This window comes from Maritimibacter dapengensis (genome assembly GCF_019218265.1).
Classification (GTDB): domain Bacteria; phylum Pseudomonadota; class Alphaproteobacteria; order Rhodobacterales; family Rhodobacteraceae; genus Maritimibacter; species Maritimibacter dapengensis.
Genome location: NZ_JAHUZE010000001.1, coordinates 463,519 through 487,527 on the forward strand (window position 1 = coordinate 463,519; position 24,009 = coordinate 487,527).

General features: G+C 63.3%; 30 protein-coding genes. 17 read left to right on the forward strand and 13 right to left on the reverse strand.

Going from position 1 to position 24,009, the window contains the following annotated elements; genetic code table 11:
* Positions 1–80: 80 nt before the first annotated feature.
* Positions 81–890: a hypothetical protein gene (locus tag KJP28_RS02340; RefSeq protein ID WP_255552156.1), complete on the forward strand. Its 810-nt coding sequence runs from the start codon at positions 81–83 to the stop codon at positions 888–890.
* Here KJP28_RS02340 and KJP28_RS02345 read toward each other — a convergent pair.
* Entirely contained in the window at positions 859–1,338 is a 480-nt protein-coding gene (locus KJP28_RS02345) for a hypothetical protein (protein ID WP_218390620.1), read from the reverse strand. The two genes, KJP28_RS02340 and KJP28_RS02345, sit on opposite strands and share 32 nt — an antisense overlap.
* Complete coding sequence (locus KJP28_RS02350) at positions 1,335–1,799, reverse strand: hypothetical protein (protein ID WP_218390621.1); 465 nt, start codon at positions 1,797–1,799, stop codon at positions 1,335–1,337. Before KJP28_RS02350 ends, KJP28_RS02345 begins: the two co-directional genes overlap by 4 nt.
* A 154-nt stretch (positions 1,800–1,953) precedes the next feature.
* Here KJP28_RS02350 and KJP28_RS02355 point away from each other — a divergent pair, with 154 nt between their 5' ends.
* Both KJP28_RS02355 and KJP28_RS02360 read left to right on the forward strand, forming a co-directional pair.
* Complete coding sequence (locus KJP28_RS02355; RefSeq protein WP_218390622.1) at positions 1,954–2,820, forward strand: LysR family transcriptional regulator; 867 nt, start codon at positions 1,954–1,956, stop codon at positions 2,818–2,820.
* The gene (locus KJP28_RS02360; protein ID WP_336245286.1) at positions 2,817–3,743 is read left to right on the forward strand and encodes a DMT family transporter; all 927 of its coding nucleotides are present in this window, start codon (positions 2,817–2,819) and stop codon (positions 3,741–3,743) included. Before KJP28_RS02355 ends, KJP28_RS02360 begins: the two co-directional genes overlap by 4 nt.
* On the opposite strand, the gene KJP28_RS02365 is transcribed toward KJP28_RS02360, so the two are convergent.
* From KJP28_RS02365 to KJP28_RS02380, 4 genes are all read right to left on the reverse strand, one after another.
* Positions 3,734–4,720: an aldo/keto reductase gene (locus tag KJP28_RS02365; protein WP_218390623.1), complete on the reverse strand. Its 987-nt coding sequence runs from the start codon at positions 4,718–4,720 to the stop codon at positions 3,734–3,736. The two genes, KJP28_RS02360 and KJP28_RS02365, sit on opposite strands and share 10 nt — an antisense overlap.
* A gap of 159 nt (positions 4,721–4,879) precedes the next feature.
* Complete coding sequence (locus tag KJP28_RS02370) at positions 4,880–6,139, reverse strand: calcium-binding protein (RefSeq protein WP_218390624.1); 1,260 nt, start codon at positions 6,137–6,139, stop codon at positions 4,880–4,882.
* A 168-nt stretch (positions 6,140–6,307) separates the two neighbouring features.
* Entirely contained in the window at positions 6,308–6,649 is a 342-nt protein-coding gene (locus tag KJP28_RS02375; protein ID WP_218390625.1) for an H-NS histone family protein, read from the reverse strand.
* Positions 6,650–6,804: 155 nt separating this feature from the next.
* The gene (locus tag KJP28_RS02380; RefSeq protein WP_218391672.1) at positions 6,805–8,766 is read right to left on the reverse strand and encodes a protein meaA; all 1,962 of its coding nucleotides are present in this window, start codon (positions 8,764–8,766) and stop codon (positions 6,805–6,807) included.
* 205 nt (positions 8,767–8,971) lie between these two features.
* Here KJP28_RS02380 and KJP28_RS02385 point away from each other — a divergent pair, with 205 nt between their 5' ends.
* From KJP28_RS02385 to KJP28_RS02425, 9 genes are all read left to right on the forward strand, one after another.
* A complete protein-coding gene (locus tag KJP28_RS02385; RefSeq protein ID WP_218390626.1) occupies positions 8,972–10,378 on the forward strand; it encodes a 1-acyl-sn-glycerol-3-phosphate acyltransferase in 1,407 nt (468 codons plus the stop codon).
* Between the two features lie 110 nt (positions 10,379–10,488).
* On the forward strand, positions 10,489–11,772 hold the full coding sequence (gene ccrA, locus KJP28_RS02390; RefSeq protein WP_218390627.1) for a crotonyl-CoA carboxylase/reductase: 1,284 nt from the start codon (positions 10,489–10,491) through the stop codon (positions 11,770–11,772).
* Between the two features lie 217 nt (positions 11,773–11,989).
* Positions 11,990–12,214: a hypothetical protein gene (locus KJP28_RS02395; protein ID WP_218390628.1), complete on the forward strand. Its 225-nt coding sequence runs from the start codon at positions 11,990–11,992 to the stop codon at positions 12,212–12,214.
* Positions 12,159–12,872, forward strand: coding sequence for a helix-turn-helix transcriptional regulator (locus KJP28_RS02400; RefSeq protein WP_218390629.1), 714 nt, complete (start codon positions 12,159–12,161; stop codon positions 12,870–12,872). The genes KJP28_RS02395 and KJP28_RS02400 overlap by 56 nt, the downstream gene beginning before the upstream one ends.
* A 240-nt stretch (positions 12,873–13,112) precedes the next feature.
* The gene (locus tag KJP28_RS02405; protein WP_218390630.1) at positions 13,113–13,754 is read left to right on the forward strand and encodes an acyl-homoserine-lactone synthase; all 642 of its coding nucleotides are present in this window, start codon (positions 13,113–13,115) and stop codon (positions 13,752–13,754) included.
* A 41-nt stretch (positions 13,755–13,795) separates the two neighbouring features.
* Positions 13,796–15,328, forward strand: coding sequence for an ATP-dependent DNA helicase (locus tag KJP28_RS02410; RefSeq protein ID WP_218390631.1), 1,533 nt, complete (start codon positions 13,796–13,798; stop codon positions 15,326–15,328).
* Positions 15,318–16,049 (forward strand): SDR family oxidoreductase, encoded by a 732-nt coding sequence (locus KJP28_RS02415; protein ID WP_218390632.1) that lies wholly within the window; start codon positions 15,318–15,320, stop codon positions 16,047–16,049. The genes KJP28_RS02410 and KJP28_RS02415 overlap by 11 nt, the downstream gene beginning before the upstream one ends.
* 58 nt (positions 16,050–16,107) lie before the next feature.
* On the forward strand, positions 16,108–16,899 hold the full coding sequence (gene trpA / locus KJP28_RS02420) for a tryptophan synthase subunit alpha (RefSeq protein WP_218390633.1): 792 nt from the start codon (positions 16,108–16,110) through the stop codon (positions 16,897–16,899).
* A gap of 17 nt (positions 16,900–16,916) precedes the next feature.
* Positions 16,917–17,927, forward strand: coding sequence for a sulfotransferase domain-containing protein (locus KJP28_RS02425; protein WP_218390634.1), 1,011 nt, complete (start codon positions 16,917–16,919; stop codon positions 17,925–17,927).
* Here the strand turns inward: KJP28_RS02425 and KJP28_RS02430 are convergent.
* The 3 genes from KJP28_RS02430 to KJP28_RS02440 form a co-directional block, all read right to left on the reverse strand.
* Positions 17,924–18,286 (reverse strand): hypothetical protein, encoded by a 363-nt coding sequence (locus KJP28_RS02430; RefSeq protein ID WP_218390635.1) that lies wholly within the window; start codon positions 18,284–18,286, stop codon positions 17,924–17,926. The two genes, KJP28_RS02425 and KJP28_RS02430, sit on opposite strands and share 4 nt — an antisense overlap.
* On the reverse strand, positions 18,264–18,863 hold the full coding sequence (locus KJP28_RS02435; protein WP_218390636.1) for a thymidine kinase: 600 nt from the start codon (positions 18,861–18,863) through the stop codon (positions 18,264–18,266). Before KJP28_RS02435 ends, KJP28_RS02430 begins: the two co-directional genes overlap by 23 nt.
* Positions 18,864–19,080: 217 nt before the next feature.
* Positions 19,081–19,341 carry a DUF6455 family protein gene (locus KJP28_RS02440; RefSeq protein WP_218390637.1) on the reverse strand — a complete coding sequence of 87 codons (261 nt, stop codon included), beginning with the start codon at positions 19,339–19,341 and terminating at the stop codon, positions 19,081–19,083.
* Between the two features lie 103 nt (positions 19,342–19,444).
* Between KJP28_RS02440 and KJP28_RS02445 the strand changes: the two genes are divergently transcribed.
* Complete coding sequence (locus KJP28_RS02445) at positions 19,445–19,702, forward strand: hypothetical protein (RefSeq protein ID WP_218390638.1); 258 nt, start codon at positions 19,445–19,447, stop codon at positions 19,700–19,702.
* Here KJP28_RS02445 and KJP28_RS02450 read toward each other — a convergent pair.
* Positions 19,699–19,953, reverse strand: coding sequence for a DUF167 domain-containing protein (locus KJP28_RS02450; RefSeq protein ID WP_218390639.1), 255 nt, complete (start codon positions 19,951–19,953; stop codon positions 19,699–19,701). The two genes, KJP28_RS02445 and KJP28_RS02450, sit on opposite strands and share 4 nt — an antisense overlap.
* 102 nt (positions 19,954–20,055) lie before the next feature.
* On the opposite strand from KJP28_RS02450, the gene KJP28_RS02455 reads away from it, so the two are divergent.
* Together KJP28_RS02455 and KJP28_RS02460 are read left to right on the forward strand one after the other, a co-directional pair.
* A complete protein-coding gene (locus KJP28_RS02455) occupies positions 20,056–20,634 on the forward strand; it encodes a nitroreductase family protein (protein WP_218390640.1) in 579 nt (192 codons plus the stop codon).
* Entirely contained in the window at positions 20,631–21,329 is a 699-nt protein-coding gene (locus tag KJP28_RS02460; protein WP_218390641.1) for an EI24 domain-containing protein, read from the forward strand. The genes KJP28_RS02455 and KJP28_RS02460 overlap by 4 nt, the downstream gene beginning before the upstream one ends.
* A 37-nt stretch (positions 21,330–21,366) precedes the next feature.
* Here the strand turns inward: KJP28_RS02460 and KJP28_RS02465 are convergent, their stop codons facing one another.
* The gene (locus tag KJP28_RS02465; protein ID WP_218390642.1) at positions 21,367–21,648 is read right to left on the reverse strand and encodes a DUF1467 family protein; all 282 of its coding nucleotides are present in this window, start codon (positions 21,646–21,648) and stop codon (positions 21,367–21,369) included.
* Positions 21,648–22,052, reverse strand: coding sequence for a methylmalonyl-CoA epimerase (gene mce / locus KJP28_RS02470; RefSeq protein ID WP_218390643.1), 405 nt, complete (start codon positions 22,050–22,052; stop codon positions 21,648–21,650). Before mce ends, KJP28_RS02465 begins: the two co-directional genes overlap by 1 nt.
* Positions 22,053–22,208: 156 nt before the next feature.
* Between mce and KJP28_RS02475 the strand changes: the two genes are divergently transcribed.
* The gene (locus tag KJP28_RS02475) at positions 22,209–22,895 is read left to right on the forward strand and encodes a response regulator (protein WP_218390644.1); all 687 of its coding nucleotides are present in this window, start codon (positions 22,209–22,211) and stop codon (positions 22,893–22,895) included.
* Here the strand turns inward: KJP28_RS02475 and KJP28_RS02480 are convergent.
* Positions 22,885–23,604 (reverse strand): GNAT family N-acetyltransferase, encoded by a 720-nt coding sequence (locus KJP28_RS02480; protein WP_218390645.1) that lies wholly within the window; start codon positions 23,602–23,604, stop codon positions 22,885–22,887. The genes KJP28_RS02475 and KJP28_RS02480 overlap by 11 nt on opposite strands.
* A gap of 182 nt (positions 23,605–23,786) precedes the next feature.
* Between KJP28_RS02480 and KJP28_RS02485 the strand changes: the two genes are divergently transcribed.
* Entirely contained in the window at positions 23,787–23,975 is a 189-nt protein-coding gene (locus KJP28_RS02485) for a Flp family type IVb pilin (protein ID WP_218390646.1), read from the forward strand.
* Positions 23,976–24,009: the final 34 nt, after the last annotated feature.

Consider the following 24,009-nt stretch of genomic DNA (forward strand, 5'->3'; position numbering starts at 1 on the left):
AGACTGACGCTTCCGGGAATTTGGGCCGCTCTTACGCGCGCGGGCGGGGTGAGTCAAGCGATTGGGGTTGTGGGGGTGACTTGCCAAGGGCGGCAGGTCATGCCCTGATCCAATGCATGGACAAGGGCGTGATCTATGTGGCGACGGGGGCCGGGTATCGCGATCTGGCGGAACAGTCGGCGCGATCCCTGCGCCAGCACGAGCCGGATCTGGCGGTGGACCTTTTCACGGATGCGCCGGATGCGGTGGACCGGCGGCTATTCCAAGCCGTGCACCTCATCGCCCGACCGCATGACCGCTCGAAACTCGAATGCATGGGGATGAGCCGCTTCGCGCGGACGCTGTTTCTTGACTGCGATACGCTGGTGGTCAATCCGCTGGGCGATCTGTGGGACGTGCTCGACCGTTTCGACCTTGCGCTTGCGCATGAGGTCCGGCGCGAGACCGCGTTGATCCGGGAAGGGCATGCGGTGGAGACGCCATACGCCTTCCCGCAGATGAATTCGGGCGTGATGCTCTATCGACGGTCCGAAAAGATGGACGCGTTTCTCGCCGATTGGCTGGCGCGATACGATGCGGCGGGGCTTTACCGGGATCAGCCGGTGCTGAAGGACCTGCTTTGGCAGGGCGACCTGCGGTTTTACGTGCTTCCACCGGAATTCAACCTGCGCCGGGTGACGGAGCTTGACGCCTGGGAGCCGGGGGATGCGCTGCCGGTGATCGTGCATTCGCATCGGTTGATGGACCATATGCGCCACGGAACGGCACGGATCAGCGATGTGGAGACGCTGATCGAGGCGGAGCGGGCCGCGCTGGCCGACGAGTGGGAGATGGCCGGCGGGCGCGATGGCCATCCGGTCAGGCGGTTCGACCCGAAAGCCAGTCGTTGATCGCCCCCTTGCAGCGTTGGTGGCCCGATCCGCTTGAATAAGCGACGGTGATCGGGTGCGCCCCGGCGCTCTGGCCGTCTTCAATCACCAGCGCGACGCGGTGGGTGTCCGGCCCGTCGGAGGAACGGCTCGTCTGCAACTCGGCGCGTGCGATTTCGGTGAGGTCGTGGCGCACTTTCCGCGCGCCGAACACATTGCGGCGTCGGACCTCCACGTAGCCTTCGGGACGGTGGAAGACCACCTGCACCCGGCGCACGAAGATGCCGAAGAAGAGCACGCCCATGCCGCCGCCGAACAGCATGAAGAACAGGCCCCACCATTCGCCCTCTGCGATCATGAACAACCCGGCGCCGGAGAACGCGAGGGTGAACAGGATGAGAGCGATGGCGATGAAAAGCGGGCGGTCCTCGATAATGAGCAGGTCGGGAGAATTCGTCGTGATCTTCACGGGCGCAATCCCAGCCAGGCGTTGATGCGCTCGGCGGCCTGTTTCTGACCCGGCAGGGTCGAGCGCACCTGCGTCAGGGGCTCCTCACGCTCGCCGATGCGAAGCATGACACGAGCGGTGGTGGAGCCTTCGGCCATGTCGTAGGTGTCGAGGCGGGCCGACGCGAGGTCGTCGAGTGGAAATCGGTGCGCGTGTCGTGCGGTGAGCGTGCGGCGCCGAATTTCGCCCCAACCGCCGCCGCGGTTCAGGGTCAGGGTTTCGCGCCGCGCGGTGCTCCAAAGGAAATAGCCACCTGCGACGCCGCCGATAGCGAGAAGCACCACGCCGCGCAGGGCGTCGTTCGGAAGGGTGAAGAGCCCGGCGGCGACGAAGGCGAACGCGGTGACGGCGATCAGGGCGGCGGCGATCACGGGTCGGCTCTCGATCACAAGCAGGTCCGGGGTGTCGATCCGCACTTTCATCTCCGTCTGTCCCTGTCGCACCCTGCGCTCCCCGCCGAAACCTAGCCCGCAAAGTGACGTCGGGGAACCCGTTTGATGCTTGCAGGGTCGCACGGATCATGGAAGATGAGGCCATCTTGTTCAGGCGCGCACAGGAACCACGCAGGAGGCTGTCATGCAGGATTGGGATGGGCTGCGCACGGCGTTCGAAGTCGTGCGGCATGGCACGGTGTCCGGGGCGGCGCAGTCGCTGGGCGTTCATCATGCCACGGTGATCCGCCATATCGACGCGCTGGAAGCGCGGCTGGGCGTTAAACTGTTCCAACGCCATGCGCGGGGCTACACCCCGACGGAGGCGGGGGAAGACCTTGCCCGTGTCGCGCAGGCGACGGACGATCAGTTCGGCCAGCTTGCAGCGCGGCTGTCCGGTCAGGGCAATGCGGTGTCGGGCGAGCTCGTCGTCACGACCCTGGCCAGTTTTACCCATCGCTTGATGCCGGTTCTCGCGAGCTTTCAGGCCGCCCATCCACATGTGCGGCTGGTGTTTCGCACGGGTCGGAGGTTGTTCCGGCTCGAATACGGCGAGGCCCATGTTGCGGTGCGGGCGGGCAACCCGCCGAAGGAGCCGGATAACGTGGTGCAGAAGCTCGCGACACTTCAGGTCGGTCTGTTTGCCAGCCCGGCGTATATCGAGCGGCGCGGGATGCCGACGCAAGCGACGCTGAGCGAGCATGATTTCGTCGGGCCAGATGACGAGCAGACCGGTGCGCCCGCCCTCAAATGGACCATCGCCAACATCCCGCGCGAGCGGATCGTGTTTCGCGCGGGCGAGGACGTCGCCCTGAGGGAGGCTGTCGAGAACGGCGTCGCGCTCGGGTTCCTGCCGGTGGGTGAGGCAGACCCGTCGCTGGTTCAGGTTCTGGAACCGCGTGAAGAATGGTCGGCCAACCTGTGGCTCGTGACCCATGTGGACCTTCATCGCACGGCCAAGGTGCAGGCGCTGACCCGGCACCTTAAAGATCATCTCAAGGATTGCTCGTGAGCGCGCGCTACGGAGGCGCGGAGGCCGTCAAGGGCCACGTCGCGATGCTGGCCTTTTCGTCGATGGTGGCGGGGAGTTTCACTTTCGGCGCGCTGACTGCGAACCTCGTGGACCCGGTCGCGTTTCAGGCTTTGCGCTTCGCCTTCGCGGCCCTGGTCGTGCTCATGATCGGGCTGGTGACCGGGGCGATCAAGCTGTCCGATGCGCGCGCACCTTGGCGCTGGCTTCTGCTTGGCGGGACGTTCTCGACCTATTTCGTGTTGATGTTCGAGGGGTTGAAAACCGCGCCGCCTATTTCGACGAGTGCGGTCATGACGCTCATGCCGATCATGACGGCGATTTTCTCATGGATCATCCTGAAGCAGGTGACGACGCGGCGGGTTATGCTGGCGCTGGGCCTTGGTGCGGTTGGGGCGCTTTGGGTCATCTTCCGCGGTGATCTGGACCGGCTACTGGCATTTCAGGTCGGGCGGGGCGAGGCCGTCTACTTCGTTGGCTGCATTGCGCATGCGCTTTACGTGCCGCTCGTGCGGTACTTCAGCCGGGGGGAAAGCGCGGTGTCGGCATCGTTCTGGGTGCTGAGTGCGGGGGCGGTGGTGCTGACCATCTATGGCTGGAACGACCTGCGGGCCGTGGAGTTCGCCACCTTGCCGCCCATCGTCTGGATCGCGCTCGCCTATCTTTCGATCGGGGCGATGGCGATGACGTTCGTGTTCCTGAATTTCGCATCCATGCGGCTGCCCGGCGGTAAGGTCATGGCCTACACCTACCTGACGCCCGGCTGGGTGATCCTTTGGGAGCTGGCCTTCGGTCACGGCTTGCCGGAGCTGCGGGTGCTGGCGGGATTGATCGTGACCTTCGGTGCGGTGGCGCTATTGCTGAAGCATGAAGAGCGCGCGCCGCGCGTCCAGCTTCAGCAGTAGCGTTCGACCCCGACGATCTGTGCGTCGGAGTAACGGTCGCCATGTGCCCAGCCAAGCGGCATGATGCGCCCGAGTTCGGCCCAGTCCGCTTTCGAGAAGATGATCTCGTCCGCGTCGGCCCATTCCATCAGGTGGTCGGCGGACCGCGTGCCGGGGATCGGGACGAGGTGTTTGCCTTGCTGGAGCGTCCAGGCGATTGCGACGGCGGCGGTGGACCAGCCGCGCGCCTCGGCGAAGTCGCGCAACTCGCGGACGTGCTTCATATTGGCTGAATAGTTCGGTTCGATGAAACGCGGGTTGTTCTTGCGGAAGTCGGTGTCCTTGAAATTCGAGGGCGACAGGTCGGTGTCACCAAGGATACCGCGCCCGAGCGGAGAGAACGGAACGAAGGTCGCCCCGATGTCGGCGCAGGTTTCGATCAGGCCGAGTTCGGGGAGGCGGGTCCACATGGAGTATTCGTTCTGCACCGCGTCAATCGGCCCGACCTGTGCGGCGCGGCGCAGGGATGCGGGGGAAATCTCGGAAAAGCCGATGGCGCGGATCAGGCCTTCCTGTTTGAATTTCAGGAGGGTCTCGGTGACCTCTTCGATCGGGCGCGAAAACTCGCGGCGATGAACGTAGTAGAGTTCGACGTGATCGACGCCGAGACGATCGAGCGAGGCTTCGAGCTTTTCGCGAAGGTAGGGTTCGGAATTGTCGGCGGTCCCACGGGGCGCGCCCGCGACGATCCCGCCTTTCGTGGCGATCTGGAACCTGTATTTGCGGTCCTTCTGGTACGCGCCGATCCAGGTTTCGGACAGGCCCTGCCCATAGAGATCGGACGTGTCGAGGAAGGTGATCCCGGCCTCGCGTGCGGCATCGAGCGTGGCGAAGGCTTCGTCCTGATCGGTTGCGCCGTAGAACCCTGCGAATGACATGCAGCCGAGCGAGATGGCGGAGACGTCGAGGCCGGAATGGCCAAGGCGGCGGGTCTTCATGGGTGGCACTCCTGTTGGACGCGAAACGTTACGGATCGCGGGCGATCATAACCGTGATGTCAGGAATGGAAACCGGTCTTGCAGATGGGGCTGCGCGATGTGGAGGATTTGACTTGGCGCGGGGCGAATCCGAAAGGCCGCCCCGCGTTTCACGGTCGATCAGACGATGACGTAGCCGAAATCCTCGGCGTCGAGGTCTGTGTGATCGACGTTCCAGAGGCGGATCGTATTGCCATTCCAGGCGACGATCGTATCGGACCCGTCCTGAGAGAGATCGAGGTCGCCGAACGTGGCGGCACCGCCTACGCGGATCACATCGCTGCCGACTTCGAAATCCTCGATCAGGTCGTCACCGAAGCGGGCGGTCTGGTAAATAAACGTGTCGTCGCCATTACCGCCCCGTGCGATGTCGCTCCCTTGCTTGAAATAGAAAACGTCTTCCCCGTCATGTCCGCGGAATTCGTTGTCGCCGGTCGTGTCGAGGAATACATCGTCGAAATTCGTGCCGACGACATTCTCGATATTCATGACGACGTCGCGATCATTGAAACCGTCGGTCACGAAATCCCGGCGCAGGTTTGCGAAAATCCCCTGGAAGCCGCCGTAACGATCATCGCGGTCATAGGCGACCCAGTCGCTCCCGCCGCGACCGTTGAAGAAATCACGGCCATCGAAGCCCATGAAGCCGTTATCCGCGTTGTTGCCGACGAAGATGTCCTTGCGGAACGTGCCCCGGACGGCTTCGACCCCGACGACCTGATCGACGTTGCGGTCGGGGCCGCGGATCGTTCCGGTCGTGAGGTTCACGTTTAAACCGCGGTCGACGTGACCGGGGCTGTAATACCATTGCTCGTAGGAGACCGTGTCCCAGCCGCCCCCTCCGCGATATATATCACGACCGCCGTAATCCTTAATGAAATCGTCGCCCTGCAAGGCATTCACGATGTCGCGTTGATACCCGGTGTCTATATCGTCGCCCGTCCAGTCCCCGGGCGGACGGCCGTTTCCGTTCGCGCCGACGATCGTGAATGGCGCCGACATGATGGACTGGAACGCGTCCCACGTTCCTCCGTCGTCCCATTTGTTCATGAAATACGACAGGTCCGAATTCAGACCGGCGGCGCGCCATATGAGTTGGCCGGAGTCGTTAAACATTCGGACGTTGGCAATGGTGCCATCCGTGAAGACATCGTCCCCGGCCCGTGGTCCTTCTGTCGGAACGGTGATCTCGGCGTCGCGAAAACTGAATACGATCTTGTAGGGTTGCTCGTTCGGGTCATATGAGAATCCTGCTTTCGCAGGGTTGAACTCGAGCACGAGGAAAGACATGTCCAGCCGCGTGACGTCATACCAATTCTGGTATTCGCCGGCTGGATTCCAAAATCCGAGATTGTTCGCGCCATAGGTAATTCTAGCCATTTTTCCCCCCGTCAAAATGAGCTTTGGTTGTCAGAAATTTTTTTTCTGGAGATTCGACGATATCACAGGAATCGAAAATACCAAAACGCGCGGCCCGAGGGGGTCGGGCCGCGCGCCTATGCGTCGTTCATCGTGCGGGTCGGGGCAGGATACCTGCACAGCCCTCGATCAAATCAGGATATTGTCCAGTTCCCCGCCGTTCGCCATGTAAGCTTCGACCCATTTCGGCTTGCGGCCGCGCCCGGTCCAGGTTTCGGACGCGTTGTCGGGGTTGCGGTATTTCGGGGCGACCTTGGACCGGCCGTCCTGTTTCTTGGGAGCGGCGGCCTTGCGCCCCGGCTTCACGCCCGAAAGTTCCTTGAGAGAAAACCCGTGGGCTTTCGCCGCTTTCTCGGCTGCGGCCAGAGCCACCTTTTTTTCGTCTTCGGCCAGCTTCGCAAGTTGCTTGTCGATATCCACCTTGAGTTTTTCAAGCTCTTTGCGGGTCTTGCCCTTCAGATTAACTTTCATTCGAGTGGTCCTGTGTTCGGTTATTGAAACGCAACGACGGGATAGTTGTTTATCCATACTTTTGACGATATTCGGCGACAATAGCGAACGAACAGCAGGCGCGCCACTTTTTTGTTATTCAGTTGTTAGCAGGAGTCTTTAATTCACCGGGTGAACTATTCTGCCGCCTTCGCGCGCGGATCGACCAGGGTCACGATGTCTTCCATGATGACGTTCAGCTCGAAATCCTTGGGCGTATAGACCTTGGCCACGCCCATGGCCCGCAGGCGATCTGCGTCGTCCTCGGGGATGATGCCGCCCGCGACGACCGGGATATGGCCGAGGCCTGCGTCGCGCATTCGGGTCATCAGGTCTTCGATCAGGGGCACGTGGCTGCCTGACAGGATGGACAGGCCAACGACATGCGCGCCGCTTTCAAGGGCGGACGTCACGATCTCCTCAGGGGTCAGGCGGATGCCGTCATAGGTGATGTCCATGCCGCAATCGCGGGCGCGGGCGGCGATCTGTTCGGCGCCGTTGGAATGGCCGTCGAGGCCGGGCTTGCCGACGAGGAATTTCATTTTCTCGCCGAGAGCGGAAGAAACGGCGGCGACCCGGTCGCGGATATCGTCGAGTCCTTCGGTCCGGTTCGACGGGTTCTTCGACACACCGGTCGGGCCGCGATACTGCCCGAAAGTTGCGCGAACGGCGTCGCCCCATTCGCCGGTGGTGGCCCCGGCCTTCGCGGCCTTGATCGAGGCGGGCATCACGTTTTGCCCGGACTTTGCGGCCTGGCGCAATTCCTCCAGCGCCGCCTGCACGGCGGCGTCATCGCGCCTGTCGCGCCATGCGTTGAGACGGTCGATCTGGTCGGCTTCGGCCTTGGGATCGGCGACCATGATCGCCTCCGGCCCCGAGGTGAGCGGCGAGGGCGCGGCCTCGGTCCATTTGTTCACACCGACGACGGTGGTCTGGGCATTCTCGATCCGCGAAATACGCTCGGCGTTCGATTCGACGAGGCGCGATTTCATGTATTCGATGGCTTCGATCGCCCCGCCCATCCCGTCGATCTGGTCAAGCTCGGCGCGCGCGCCTTCCTTGAGCTGCGCCACCTTGCGTTCGACCGCCGGGTTGTTGTCGAACAGGTCGTCATATTCGAGGAGGTCGGTCTCATAGGCCATGATCTGCTGCATCCGGAGCGACCATTGCTGATCCCACGGGCGCGGCAGGCCAAGGGCTTCGTTCCAGGCGGGGAGTTGCACGGCGCGGGCGCGGGCCTTTTTCGAGAGGGTCACCGCGAGCATCTCGATGAGAATGCGGTAGACGTTATTCTCCGGCTGTTGTTCGGTCAGGCCGAGCGAGTTGACCTGCACCCCGTAGCGGAAACGGCGGAATTTCTCATCCTCGACGCCGTAGCGTTCGCGCGTGATCTCGTCCCACAATTCGACGAAGGCACGCATCTTGCACATTTCGGTAACGAAACGGATGCCCGCGTTCACGAAAAAGGAGATACGGCCCACCATCTGCGGGAAGGCTTCGGCGGGGACCTTGGTTTTCAGGTCGTCGAGCACGGCGGTCGCGGTGGCGAGCGCAAAGGCGAGCTCCTCTTCCGGCGTCGCGCCTGCCTCTTGCAAATGATAGGAACAGATATTCATCGGGTTCCATTTTGGCAGGTGCTCGCGCGTATATGCGGCAACGTCGGTAATCATCCGCATACTTGGTTTCGGCGGGCAGACATAGGTGCCGCGCGAGAGGTATTCCTTGATGAGATCGTTCTGTACGGTGCCGGACAGCTTGGACACGTCCGCACCCTGTTCCTCGGCGACGGCGATGTAGAGCGCGAGCAGCCAGGGGGCGGTCGCGTTGATCGTCATGGAGGTGTTCATCTGCTCCAGCGGGATCTCGTCGAACAGCATCCGCATGTCGCCCAGATGCGCGACCGGCACGCCCACCTTGCCGACTTCGCCCTTGGCGAGAACGTGGTCGCTGTCATAGCCGGTCTGGGTCGGCAGGTCGAAGGCGACCGAAAGCCCCGTCTGCCCCTTGGCGAGGTTCGAGCGGTAGAGCTCGTTCGAGGCCCTGGCGGTCGAATGGCCCGCGTAGGTGCGGAAAAGCCAGGGGCGGTCGCGGTCAGGCATCTCGGACATGGGTCGACTCGGGGTTTTGTTGCGTTGCAGCATTTTGTGCCAAAGGTAATTTTATTTCGCAAGGGGTAATCGGTTCGGAATATCGTTGCGCGCAATTCAACGCGTTACGGCTTTCTTCCGGACCGTTCGCCTTGGGCCGCGCGATAGATGCGAAAGCAGTTGCCGGGGATAAAATAGCCGGGCAAGACTGCGCGTCATGACGCAGACCGTCGAATTGCCGCTTTGGGCGCTTCTTCTTGTTTTGGCCTTCGCCGCGGTGACGTTCGCGTCGCATTTTCTTTTTCCCAGCGTGCGTTGGTTCATCCGGCGGCGGATGGAGCGCGCGGTGTCGCGGCTGAATGAACGGCTGACGCGGCCGATCGAGCCGTTCAAGCTCGCCCGGCGTCACGACATGATCCAGCGTCTGATTTACGACCCCGAGGTCGGGCAGGCGGTGGTGGATCATGCGCGCGAGGAGGGCGTGCCGGAAAACGTGGCGTTCGAGATGGCGCGGCGGTATGCGCGCGAGATCGTGCCGCGGTTTTCGGCGTTCATGTATTTCTCCTTCGCGATCCGGCTTGCACGGTTCCTGTCGAAGGGGTTCTACCGGGTTCGGATCGACGAGTTGGACGAGGCGGTGCTGGAGGGGATCGACCCCGAGGCGACGGTCGTCTTCGTGATGAACCACCGCTCGAATATGGATTACGTGCTTGTCACGTGGCTGGCCGGGCGGCGGTCGCATCTGTCTTACGCGGTCGGGGAATGGGCGCGTGTCTGGCCACTGTCGGCGCTGATCCGGGCGATGGGGGCGTATTTCATCCGGCGCAAGAGCCGCAACGCGCTTTATCGCAAGGTGTTGGAGCGCTACATCCAGACCGCGGTGCGGTCGGGCACCACGCAGGGCGTTTTTCCCGAGGGGGGCTTGAGCCTGACGGGCGCGGTGGGAGACCCCAAGGTCGGGCTGATCTCCTATATCATCGACGATTTCAAACCGGGCGAGAGCCGGGACGTGGTGTTCGTGCCGGTGGCGATCAACTACGACCGGGTGATCGAGGACCGGATGCTGATCGGGGCGGGCGAGACCGGGGTGCGGCGCTTTAGGCTTCGGGCCTTCGACGTGGTGCGGCATGTCATGGGGCATGTGATTTTGCGGATCACTGGCCGGTTCAAACGGTTCGGGTATGCGAGCGTGAGCGTGGGCGAGCCGCTGTCGCTGTCCGACTTTCTCGCCGCCAATCCCGATGTCGCGCATAACCCGACGGTCCCGCTGGCGCGACGGATGATGGCACGCATCCGGGCGGTGGTGCCCGTTCTGCCGGTGCCGGTCGTGGCGGCCTTGTTCGTCAAACACGGTGCGATGAACCGAAACGAGGTTGCGGGCCGGTTCCACAGCCTTGTTCACGACATGCGGGTCCGGGGTGCGCAGATCCATATGCCGCGTTCGCCGCGAGTCGACCCAGTAGAACAGGGGATCGAGCTTCTGCTCGTGCGCCGGGTCCTGGTCGCGGATGGCCCGCATCTGCGGGTTAACGAGGAGGAGCGGGGCATCCTTCGTTATTATGCGCGGTCGATTGCGCATCTTTGCCCGTCTGATTTCTGGTCGGTTGAATTCGACGCGACATAAAATTACAAAAACGTGACGTTTCATGTTGCAATGTTGCGGGGTCGTCCGTAATGCTGCATCAGCAGCGCGCGATTCTGCATCGCGGCAAGAGACATATGACGGAGGACCCCATGGCTCTCGACGAAAGCACAGCCATCGCCGATTACGAGGCGCCCGAAAAAGACCTGTACGAGATCGGGGAGATTCCCCCGATGGGCTATGTCCCGAAGCAGATGTATGCTTGGGCGATCCGCCGCGACCGTCAGGGCGAACCGAACCAGGCGATGCAGGTCGAAGTGGTCGACACGCCCGCAATCGACAGCCACGAAGTGCTCGTGCTCGTGATGGCGGCCGGCGTGAACTACAACGGCATCTGGGCCGGTCTCGGCGTGCCGGTGAGCATGTTCGACGTCCACAAGCAGGATTACCACATCGCGGGGTCCGATGCGTCGGGCATCGTCTGGGCCGTGGGTGACAAGGTGAAGAACTGGAAGGTGGGCGACGAGGTCGTGATCCATTGTAACCAGGACGACGGCAATGACGAGGAATGCAACGGCGGCGACCCGATGTTCTCGCCCACCCAGCGGATCTGGGGATACGAGACGCCGGACGGGTCTTTCGCGCAATTCACGCGAGTGCAGGCGCAGCAGCTTCTGCCGCGCCCCAAGCACCTGACGTGGGAAGAAAGCGCGTGTTACACGCTGACGCTCGCCACCGCCTATCGGATGCTGTTCGGCCACCATCCGCACGAATTGAAGCCGGGCCAGAACGTGCTCGTCTGGGGCGCGTCAGGCGGTCTGGGCTCTTACGCGATCCAGCTTATCAATGCCGCGGGCGGCAATGCGATTGGCGTGATCTCGGACGAGGACAAGCGGGACTTCGTGATGGGGCTGGGCGCGAAAGGCGTCATCAACCGCAAGGATTTCGATTGCTGGGGCCAGCTTCCGACGGTGAACACCGACGAATACAAGGAATGGTTCAAGGAAGCGCGCCGTTTCGGGGCCGCGATCTGGGAGTTCACCGGCAAGGGCAACAACGTCGACATCGTGTTCGAACACCCCGGCGAGTCCACCTTCCCGGTGTCCTCCTTCGTCTGCAAAAAAGGTGGCATGGTCGTGATCTGTGCCGGCACCACGGGTTTCAACTGCACCTTCGACGTGCGCTATATCTGGATGCATCAGAAGCGCCTTCAGGGCAGCCACTTCGCCCACCTGAAACAGGCGGCGGCGGCGAACAAGCTGATGATCGAGCGCCGGATCGACCCGTTCATGTCGGAGGTGTTCCCGTGGGACGAGATCCCCGGAGCGCATATGAAGATGTACAAGAACGAGCACAAACCGGGGAACATGGCGGTGCTCGTCCAGTCGCCCAAAACCGGGCTTCGCACACTAGAGGACGTGCTCGAAGCTAAGTGAGTTTTCCCGTTGAACGGGAGCGACCCCGCGCCGCCGGCGCGGGGTTTTTCGTTCATCGAGCGCCGAATCACTCGGCCAGGTTATTTGTGACTTACGTCATTCCAATGACTTGCAGAGGTGCGCCTCCCTATTAATGGGGAGGGTAAACCCGCGAATTTTCGCGGATTGTTTCCGGATGTATGGTCAAAAGTCACTCAACCTTAACGGGAGTCTTTACATGCAGCACGATTGGTTGATTGATGTTCTCACGGACCTCAAGGCATTTGCGCAAGCGAACGGGATGGGGGCCTCGGCAGCCGCGCTGGACGATGCGTCCCTCGTCGTGCTTGCCGAGATGACATCCCTCGCGCGCGCGAAGGGACAGGCCGGTTCGTCGATGGGGGAACATGACAACCAGTCTGGAAGCGTTACTTACCTCTTTGCAGGACGCGGACACGCTTGAGGGTCTTCAGGTGGCGACGGAAGCGGTGCGCGACCATTACGGCGTGCGGCATTGCGTGTATCACTGGGTGAATTCAGAAGGTGAACGGTTCGGGGCCGGGACCTATTCCGGGGCCTGGGTCGATCGGTATCTCGAGATGGATTACCTGCGGATGGACCCGGTGATCTTCGGCTGTTTCCAGCGGTTCGATCCGGCGATCTGGAAGGACCTCGACTGGTCGTCGAAAGCGGCGCGGGCGATGTTCGAAGATGCGTGCGCACATGGGCTGGGCAATCAGGGCTATTCGATCCCGCTGCACGGGCCGCAGGGCCAGTTCGCGTTGTTCACGCTCAACCATGACGCGCAGGACGACGCGTGGCGCGTCTTCGTCGAGACGCACGGGCGTGACCTGATCGTGCTCGCCCATGCGTTCAACACCAAGGCGCTGTCGTTCGACACCGGCGGCGAGGGCGTGAACGCGCCCAGCCTGAGCCCACGCGAGCTGGCCGCAATCCGGTGTCTTGCATGCGGGCTGAGCCGGGCGCAGGCCGCACAGGAGCTTGGGATTTCCGAGCATACGCTGCGGGTCTATATCGAGAGTGCGCGTCACAAGCTTGGTGCGCTCAACACGACCCATGCGGTCGCGCGCGCCTTGTCCACTGGCATCATCATCGTCTGACGCGATCCGGCGGTGCGCGCCAGGGCGCGCGCAGGATTTGCGCTGACGCGCGGATCGGGGGCGTTGCCCCCACCGCCTTTGCGGGGCAAAGGCAGCTCCCCCAGGATATTTTCGGACCGGAAAGACGGGGCTTGTACGGTCGAGCAGGAGTGCGGTGATTGGGAGCGTGCGCGGGGGGAACGAAGCGTTAAGGCGCGGGCGGGCAGGTTGGCCGGGACATGGACCAAGGGGGCCACCCGGATGCTACGATACCTCTACGCCAGCGATCTTGCACGGTTTCCGCGCCTTGCCGGTAGCATGTTTCGCGACCGGGCCGACCAATTCGCCCGGCGTCTGGGCTGGGACGTTGATGTGAACGACGCGGGCGAGGAACGCGATCAATACGATGCATTGAACCCGCTCTACGTGATCTGGGAACAGGCGGACGGGAGCCATGGCGGGTCGATGCGCTTCATGCAGACCACCGGGCGGTGCATGGTCAATGAGCATTTCGCCTTTCTCAACGGGGGCGAAAGGATCGAAAGCCCGTTCATTTGGGAGTGCACAAGGTTCTGCCTCGCCCCCGGTGCCGAAAAGCGCGCGTCGGCGGCGCTGGTCCTTGGGGCGGGGGAGTTGATGGAGCATTTCAAGCTTCAGCATTACGTCGGCGTGTTCGACGCGCGGATGGAGCGGATTTACCGGCTGATGGGGTTGGAGCCAGAGGTTCTGGGACGGCAGGGCGAGGGGCGCGATGCGCTCGGGGTCGGGCTGTGGGAGATGGACCCGGCGGCATTCGCGCCGATGTTGGCAAGGGTTGGGGTCGACCGGGCGACAAGCCGGGGGTGGCTGCGCTATTCGTTGGCGCGCGGGAGGCCGGAGGCGGCGCTTTCTGCGAGCGCGTAATCCGGCTGGCAGCGGGGGGCGGGCCGCGATAGGGTCGCCCCATGAACCTGCCCGCACTCAAATTGTCCGACGATCAGGCAGAGGCCCATGATCGCGTCGCAGAGCTTCTGCGCGGAGCCGGGGTCGATATTGACGAAGGCCATCTGACGCCCCGTGCCGAAGGCAAGACCAAGGTTATGGCGGTGATCGGCAAGGCGGGGAGCGGCAAGACGCTTCTTCTGGCCGAGCTCTACCGGGCTTTGGAGGAGGCCGGTGTCGAGGTGGTGTCGGGCGACTGGGAGGGGCGCAAGAAACGCGAGAAGCGAACGCTTGCGATCCTGGCACCGACCAACAAGGCGGCGAGCGTGTTGCGCAACCGGGGTGTGCCGGCGACGACGATTCACCGCATCCTCTATACCCCGGTCTATGACCCCGAATACGAGCAGATCGCCGAGTGGCTCGCCGGTCAGGCGGAGCGCCCCAAGATCGAGGCGTTGACCGAGGCGGCGCTGGACCGGGCTTTCGCGTTTTACCAAGCGCAGAAGTCGATCCCCGGCGCGCTGGCCGCAGCCGGTCTGAGGGGCAGCGATTTCATCACCGGGTGGAAGCGGCGGGACGATCCACTGGACATCGGGTTCATAGACGAAAGTTCGATGCTGGATGAAAAGCAGTTCGAGGATCTGAAAGAGATTTTCCCGACGCTGGTTCTGTTCGGAGATCCGGCGCAATTGGCCCCTGTGGGCCAATCCGGCGAGATGGTCTTCGACCGCTTGCCCAAGCCTGCGGTGATGAGCCTGAGCCGGGTGCATCGGCAGGACGACGACAACCCGATCCTCGACCTCGCCCATGCGCTGGGCGACGAAAGCGTGGGGTTCGAGGCGTTCGAGCGGTTGGTGGAGGAGGCGGCGGCCCGGGACGACCGGGTGGTGATCGCGCCGCGTGTGGATTCGGACATGATGGCGCGCAGTCCCGTGCTCGTCTGGCGCAACAAGACGCGCATTCGATTGATCCATGCGTTTCGCAGCGTTCATGGCGCGGATGCGGCGCGGTTGATGCCGGGAGAACCGTTGATCTGTGACGGGATCGAACTGCCGTTGAAGCACCGGAAGAAGCGGATCGACCTCGAGGCGCGCGGGCTGATCAAGGGGGCGCAGGTCGTGTTTCGTGGCGAGGGGCGCAAGCCGGGGTTCAGCCAGGTGCATGTGGTGGGCGCGGAAGACCCGAATATCTCGGTCGCCTCGATCGTGAAGATCGAGCGCCCGGATCAGGAAGAGCCGGTCATTCCCTATGCCGCGAACATGGGGGCGGCGTTTCTGCATGGGGCTGCCGTGACGATCCACAAGGCTCAGGGGAGCCAGTGGCGTGATGTGCAGGTGTTCGCCCCCGATATCTGGACCGCGTCGCGGATGGGTCGGATGGAGGCGGGCGTGCCGCTCTGGAAACGGCTGGCCTATGTGGCGATCACGCGAGCGGAGGAGCGGCTGCTTTGGGTCAAACGTTACGCGCTGGCCAAGCCGAAAGAGCCGCTAGGGACGGCGGACCTGCCTGAGCCGGTGAAGCGGTTGCAGTTGGAGGCGGAGCGAGATGGCGAATAGCATATTGATAACCGGCGCATCGGGCGGGATCGGACGCGCCTGTGCCGAAAAATTCCTCGAGGCGGGCTGGGTCGTGGGCCTGTTCGCGCGGCGCGGGGAGGCTTTGGCGGAAGTCGCGGCGGGACGGGACAACGCGCTCATCCTGCCCGGAGATGTGACCGATGCGGACGCTGTCGACATTGCTGTGAAAGCAGTCGCCGGGCAGACCGGGCGGCTTGACGTGCTGTTCAACAACGCCGGCATTTTCACCCCTGCCGCGCCGATCGACGAGATACCGCTCACCGATTGGGACCGGGCGGTGGGTGTCAACCTGACCGGCATGTTTTTTGCGGCCCGTGCGGCGTTCGGTCAGATGCGGCGGCAGGACCCGCAGGGCGGGCGGATCATCAACAACGGCTCGATCTCGGCCCATGCGCCGCGCGAGGGGTCTGTGACCTATACGACGACCAAGCACGCGGTCACCGGTATGACGAAGAGCCTCAGCCTCGACGGGCGGGAGTTCGACATTGCCTGCGGGCAGATCGACATCGGCAACGCGCGCACGGAGCTTCTGGACGGGATCGTGGAAAAGGCGATTGCGAGCGGCGAGGTGCCGCCGCCCAGCATCGACGTGCGCCTCGTCGCGGATGCTGTGTGGAACATGGCGACGTTGCCGCCAGAGGCGAACGTGCAGTTCATGACGCTGATGGCGACCAAGATGCCTTATATCGGGCGTGGCTGAGGTTGATTTCCGCGATGCTTTGGCGCAATCACGGCGGGACGCAACAAGGGGACGCGACGTGACTCGGATCGACGCAAAATTCGAAGCGCTCAGGGCAGAGGGCAAAAAGGCTTTCGTGGCCTATCTGATGGCCGGGGATCCGGATGTGGAAACATCGCTGGCCGTGATGAAGGGGATGCCTGAGGCCGGCGTCGACATCATCGAACTGGGCGTGCCGTTCACCGACCCGATGGCGGATGGGCCGACGATCCAGCTGGCCGGTCAAAGGGCGCTCGAGGGCGGCATGACGCTTCAGAAAACGCTGGATATGGCAACCGAGTTTCGCAAGGGCGACGACACGACACCGATCGTGCTGATGGGCTATTACAATCCGATCTATTCGCGGGGCGTCGAGACGTTTCTGCAAGATGCGCAGGCGGCCGGAATCGACGGGCTGATCGTCGTCGACCTGCCGCCCGAAGAGGACGACGAGCTTTGTATCCCGGCGCAGAAGGCCGGGCTGAATTTCATTCGCCTCGCGACGCCGACCACGGATGACAGGCGGCTGCCGAAGGTGCTGACCAATACGTCCGGGTTCGTCTATTACGTCTCGATCACCGGGATCACCGGCGCGGCTGAAGCGCAGGCAGCGGATGTGGCGCCAGAGGTGTCGCGGATGAAGGCACAGACCGACCTGCCCATCATCGTCGGCTTTGGCGTCAAGACGCCGGAGGCGGCCGAAGGGATCGCGGGCGTCGCGGACGGGACCGTGGTCGGATCGGCCATCGTGGAGCGGATCGGCAAGGGTCAGTCGCCGGACGAGGTGCTGGCCTTCGTCAAGACGCTGGCCGACGGGGCGCATCGCGCCTGAGGCCGGGGAGGGCAGAGATGGCGACAATCGACAAGGATGCCCTGACCCGCAGCGTTTATCTTTTCGGCTCGGTGACGCATGGCCCCTACGGGCTGATGACGTTTTCGCCGCGCGGACGCGTCACCACGCGATATCACGCCAACGAATACAAATACGGAATCGACGGAGACGTTCTGAGCCTGATGCGGGCCGATGGCACGGTCACGAGCCGGATGAAGCTCGATGCGGACGGTCGGCATTTCGTGCCGCATGACGGGCCGGGGCATTACCTGACCCCGCAGCTGGCGCTGGACCCAGCGGAAGGCACCAGCCTGATGCCACCGGTGTTCGTCAACACGCTGCCGAAGGCGGGGACGTACCTGGTTGCCAAGGCGCTTTCGAATATCGGTTATCAAAGCCTCGATCTTCATGTGATGGACTCGGTGGTGCATGACAACCGGGGCGTGGACGAGGCCGACATTCACTTCGATCCGTGGTCGCGGGAATTGCCCGTGAGCGCGCGGGCGGTCGCGGCACTCATTCGCCGGGGTGAATTCGCGGTCGGGCATCTGTCGGACCAGCACGAGATGCAGGCCTTCGCCAACCAGCGCGTGCGGCTGATCAACGTGATCCGTGAGCCGCGTTCGATGCTGCTGTCGTTCTTCACCTTCGTGCAGGCCAAGGTCAAACCGAGTGCAGAGCAGGAGCTTTGGGCTGGGATGGACGGGATCGACGCGTTCAAGGCGTTTCTCTTGTGCCAGCCCATCGACCGCTGGCTCGGACAGACACAGACGATGGCGGAGCATTTCGACTGTCTGCGTTACGAAGATCTCAAGGCCGGGAAGGTGGCGCGCAAGGCCGTGGGCACGGCGCTGTCCACCAAGCTTGGCGGCGGGCTCAAATCCGCGTTGGGGCAGAAGACCGCGACGTTCATCGAGGGCGACCGGGATGCCAGCCACGAATGGTTCCGTGATCCGCAGATCGCGGCCTATCTCGAAGCGCGTGGTGTGAACGACGTCAGCCGGGCTTACTGGCCGGAATTGAACTAATCGCAGTCCTCCGGGAGCGCCATGCGGCAGCCGGCGCCATCGAAGCCGATGAGGAACCCGTCCGGGCCGGGCAACCAGGGCGCGGGTTCATCCGGGACGGCTCGCACCATCGTCGTCGCGCCGCAGGCCGCCGGGGCTTCCTGCACCTGCCAGCCCTGACGCATGGCCGCATCGACCACCGCATCCGCGCGGATGCAGGCCGAAAGCCCGGCTGCTTCGTGGAAGGCCGCCATGTCGCGGTAGTAGTCGAGCCTGAGATTGGCCCGCCCTTCGTCCAGCCAGCTTTTCGCGCCGACGAGACCGACGGCCCCCATTGCGCCGAGGCCGATGAAGCGCCTAACGAGCGCGACGGGGTTCACGGTCGCCCACCGCTTCGCGCCAATGTTTGCGGCAGAGCGAGACGTAGGCCTCGTTCCCGCCGATCACGACCTGTTCGCCGTCGGTCAGCACGTTGCCCGCCGCATCCTGGCGCACCACCATCGTCGCCTTTTTTCCGCAATGGCAGATCGTGCGGACCTCCCGCATCTCGTCGGCAAGGGCGAGGAGCGTGGCCGAACCGGGGAACAGCTTGCCCTGAAAATCGACGCGCAACCCGTAGCACATGATCGGAACCCGCAGATCGTCGACCGCGCGGGCGAGTTGCCAGACCTGTTCGGGTTCGAGGAATTGCGCCTCGTCGAGAAACACGCAGGCGACCGCGCCGGTCGCAAGACGTTTCTTGATCTTGTCGAAGAGGTCTTCGCCCGGGGCGAAAGTGTCGGCTTCCGTGTCGATCCCGATGCGTGACCCGATCTTGCCGTCGCCTGCGCGGTTGTCGAAGGCAAAGGTCAAGAGATAGGTTTCCATCCCCCGTTCGCGGTAGTTGTGGGACGCCTGAAGGAGCAGCGTCGACTTGCCCGCGTTCATGGTCGAGTAGTGGAAATAGAGCTTCGCCATGCGAGGGAATTACCGGGCGGCGGCGATGCGATCAAGGGACGCGAGCGCCGCCGGCGTGGGATTCCGGGATTCTAGAATTCTAGAATCCTCGAGTCGTTGGGAATCAGGGGCTTGCATCGAACCGGTTGATGCGAGGTTAACGAACGTCAGCTTGCGCACGATGCCTGTGTGCATCGGCGCACCGAAATTCACTCGGTCACAGTTCCTGTCGGCGACCTCACCAACCGTCGCGCAAGTGGTCGAACAACGGTTTGTTCGGGCAAAGCGACGGGGCTACCCGCGACCCGCCAGCGTGATCTTCGAGCCAGACGTCGCAGCCGTCCGGGTCGGCGCAGAGATGGCATCTCTCCACCGCGCGGTCCAGTTGGCGGCGCGAAACCAGATCTGCGTTGTATTCCGCTTCGATGCTCAGTCCGAGCGTGTCGGCCATACGCTCCATCGCGTCAGGCGTCCGGGGGCGGTCGTAGTTGTCCTTCATCGGCACATCCTCCTGCGAGGATCATCGTAAATGAGTCGTTACTCCGCTTTGATCGAGGTCAATATGGCCTTTTCTTCGCTGAAGCAGCGGTTAGGCTGAGCGCATGTTTACCATTGAACACGATTTCGATGCGACCGTCGTGACCCTCGTCGACGAGGGCGAGGACGGCGTCAAACACCTTCAGGAAGACGTTACGATCAACGCCTTCGAGGATTGCATCACGCTGGAACAGCTCGACCCGCAAACGGACCGGGTGCAGGTGATCACCCTGTCGATGGCGCAGGTGCGTGATCTGGCAGCGGCGCTCGATCTGCCTGAAGGTGTGTATCGCCTGCGCCCGGTCGAGGATCAGGGTGCCTAGTCGACGCGGAAGGTCTTGTCCCGGCTGGTTGCGCCACGCACGAGGGTCAGACGCGACTTGGCGATGCCGAGCGCGTTGGCGACGAGCTTGACCACGGCCCTGTTCGCCTTGCCGTCCTCCGGCACAGTCGTGACGGCCACGCGCAATCCATCACCTTCCACGACCACGTCGTTGCGCGACGCTTTCGGCGTGACGCGCACGGCGATTTCGCGGCCCGGTTCGGCCCAGTGGGACAACGCGCCCTTTTTCATGCCTTTACTTTGCCCGGCAGGACTGCAGGCGCAAGCGTGCCGATGCTCCCTTGACGCCCCGGTGAAAAGTGCCGACATGCGAAAGCAACGACAGGAGGACACATGCCCGAGAAAAACGACGCCGCCCTCGACTTTCTGCTTTCGCGCCGGTCGCGCCCGGCCAAGACGCTGACGACGCCGGTCCCGGGGCGTGACGAGCTTGCGACGCTTCTTACGGCTGCCGCGCGCTGCCCGGACCACGGCAAGCTCGAACCGTGGCGATTTCTCGTGCTGGAAAAGGCCGCGTTGACCCGGCTGGCCGAGGCGGTGCCCGCGCGGGGCGAGGAATTGGCGATCGACCCGGAAAAGATCGAGAAAAGCGTGCGCCAGTTCGCGGATGCGGACCTGGCCGTCGTCGTGGTCCTGTCGCCTGTCGAAAGCGAGAAGGTGCCGCATATCGAACAGGTCTATTCCGCCGGGGCCGTGTGCCTGTCGCTGCTGAACGCCGCGCTCGCGGCGGGTTGGGGCGCGAACTGGCTTTCGGGCTGGCCGAGCCATGACGAGACCTTCGTGGGCAAGGAAATGGGGCTCGCCAGTCACGAATCCGTCGCGGGGTTCATTCATATCGGGACGGAACGCATGGCCCCGCCCGAGCGCCCGCGTCCGGACATGGATGCCAAGGTAGAGTGGATGAGCGCATGATCCTCGATGATTTCTTCAAGGCGCTGGGCCAGATCGGCGACCGACGGTTCCGCCGAGTTCTATTTCTCGGGATCGGGCTTACGGTCGCGTTGCTCGCCGCGATAACCATCGCGCTCGTCGTTCTGATCGGAATTTTCCTGCCCGAAACCATGAGCCTGCCGTGGATCGGAGACGTGAATTGGCTCGACTCTGTGGCGAGTTGGGCGATCGTGGGCATCATGCTGGCCCTGTCGCCGTTCCTCATGGTGCCGGTCGCGGTCGCGTTTCAGGGCATCTTTCTCGACGAAGTCGCCGAAGCGGTCGAGCAGAAGCATTATCCGAACCTGCCGCCAGCGAGTGACGCGTCGATTTTCGATGGCTTGAAGGATGCCGCCGGGCTGATCGCCGTGACCATCGGTGTCAACATCGTCGCGCTGATCCTTGCGCTCTTCATCGGGCCGCTCGCTCCGATCCTGTTCTGGATGGTGAACGGCTACCTGCTCGGCCGGGAGTATTTCCACCTTGCCGCCATACGGCGCGAGGGTTTGGAGGGTGCCAATCGTTTACGCCGGAAATTCGGCACGCAGGCATGGATCGCAGGGACGCTCATGGCCATTCCGCTGACCATTCCGCTCGTCGGTCTGATCATGCCGGTCATCGGTGCCGCGACCTTTACGCATATGTACCACCGGGTGAGCGGGACGGCGCGGGCATGACCTACGCCCGCCCGGGTGCCACTTGGCGCGGCGACGGTCAGTTCGGGGTGCGTTCGCCGAGGTAGTTGTTCCAGTCGAGCATGTCGACGGTCACGACGCCCGAGATGATGATCGCGGCGGCCACCGCCCAGATCGGCGTGGCCCAGAGCGTCGTGAGGAGCACCGTGCGCCCGAGTTTGAAATCGGACGGCGCACCTTCGTGCGTGCCCGGTACGACATCGCCGTCTTCGCCTTGCGTGCGCAAAGTGATCGGCAGGACGATGAACATCGTCATAAACCAGATCACCACGTAGAGGACGGCGCCGCCGGTGATGGACATCAGACCTGCTCCAGCTCGATCAGGCAGCCGTTGAAATCCTTGGGATGCAGGAACAGGACCGGCTTGCCATGCGCGCCGATCTTGGGTTCGCCGGTGCCGAGCACACGCGCGCCGTCGGCTTTGAGCCTGTCACGGGCCTCGAGAATGTCCTCGACCTCGTAGCACATATGGTGGATGCCACCGGACGGGTTCTTGTCGAGAAACCCCTGGATCGGGGAGTTTTCGCCCAGCGGGTAGAGCAGTTCGATCTTGGTGTTCGGCAGTTCGATGAACACGACCGTCACGCCGTGATCCGGCTCGTCCTGCGGGTCGCGCACGGTCGCGCCAAGCGTGCCGCGGTATTGCGCGGCGGCGGCTTCGAGATCCGGGACCGCGATGGCCACGTGATTCAGGCGTCCGATCATCTTTGTCTCCCTCGTCAGATCGCCTCGCTTATGCCGAAGGGCAGGAAACGGTGCAAGCCTCTGGCCAATTCGTCGCAGGCGGCGCGGTATGTGCGCCGCGTTAACGGGGCGTTCACCAATGCCATGTTTGGGTTGCATCGACCAAGGAGCAAGACGATGGACGACGATCTCACTTCCCTCAGCCCGAAACCGTCGCGAGACCGGCCACTGGCGGGCATGTCGGTTCTGCTGGTGGAGGACAGCCGTTATGCATCCGAGGCGATCCGGCTCCTGTGCCTTAAATCGGGCGCGCGCATTCGACGTGCCGATTGCCTTGCGTCCGCGCACCGGCACCTGTCGGTCTATCGCCCGGCGGTGGTCGTCGTCGATATGGGGTTGCCGGACGGCTCGGGTGCGGAGTTGATCTCGGAGCTGTGCGGGCACGCCGGCGGACCGGTGGTGTTGGGCCTGTCGGGAGACCGCGATGCGGAGCAGGTGGCGCTTGACGCGGGCGCCGATGGTTTTCTGGCGAAACCGGTCGATAGCCTTGCCGCGTTTCAGCAGATCGTGCTTTCGGCCGCAGCGCCGGAAATGCGCCCGATGGGACCGCGCCCGATTGCTCGGACCGAGGTGTTCCATGACCCGGCTGCGTTGGCAGAAGACCTCTTGAACGCCGCGGATCTTCTCAAGGATGCGAAGGAAAGCGGCGAGTTCGAATATCTCGCGCATTTTCTGCGGGGCGTTGCACTGTCCTCTCGTGATACGGAGCTGGGTGCGGCGTGCGACGCGCTGGCGGAGGGCCCTGGCCCCGCGCTCTGGCGCGTCGAAAAACTCTTGCGAAACAGGATCGCGGCTAGCGCCTGAGCGCGGGATCGGAGGACACACGGACGAGCGCCGTGAGGTCGCCGAGCCGTTCACGCTGTCGACCCGCAGTGTCGAAGTTCGACGGTGCCAGCCAGGCCTGGAACGCTTCCTTGAGAGAAGGCCATTCGCTGTCGATCGCGGCGAACCAGGCGGTGTCGCGGTTGCGCCCCTTGACCACCATGTGCTGGCGAAACACGCCCTCGAAGCTGAACCCGAGCCGTTCGGCGGCCCGGCGCGACGGTCGATTGAGCGCGTTGCATTTCCATTCGTAGCGCCGGTATCCCGTTTCAAAGGCCCACCGCATCAGGAGGAATTGCGCTTCGGTCGCGGCCCGCGTGCGTTGGAGCGCCGGGGCATAGGCGATGAACCCGACCTCTATCGAGCCCGACGCGGGCAGAATGTTGAGCAGGGAACAAAATCCCTCGACCGCGTCGGTCTCGCGGTTGGTGATGGCGAGGAACATCGGGTCGCTGCCCACCACGGCGTCACGCATCCAGCGATGGAAGGTCGCGGCGGAGGCGAAAGGCCCGACCGGCATGTAATCCCACACCTCGTCGGCGCCTTCGAAGGCGCGAAACAGCACGGCGGCGTGGCGTTCGGGATCCAGCGGTTCGAGGGCCGCGTAGGTTCCCTGTAGAACGAGCCCCTCGGGCCGGAGTGGCTGGCGCCAGTTCGTGACAGCGACGCCCAGCGGTCTTTCGTCTGCCATACCTCAAGCCCTTGTAAATATCGCCTTTTCGCAAGGGTTATGCGGCTTCCCGGTCGCTGTAAATCCCCGAAACGGTGCCAATTGCGGCACGGGCTTTCCGCAATTCCGCCTGAATTCGCCACCAGAAATGTTGCATGAGCTGACCCGCAGCGGGCCCAAGGCGCAATTTTGGAGAGTGACAGATGCACAAGATTTTCGAGCGCTTCATGAGCGAAGAAGAGGGCAACGCCCTGATCGACTGGACCGTCCTTATGGCCGGACTGGTGCTCATGGCCCTGTCGGTGGTGCTCACCATTACCGGGAACGTCGACGACATCACGGAACACACGAACGATCGGATCGAGGCGCAGGACCAGCACCTGCCGTCCTGATACCTCTCGGATCGGAGACGAAATCGCGGCGCGG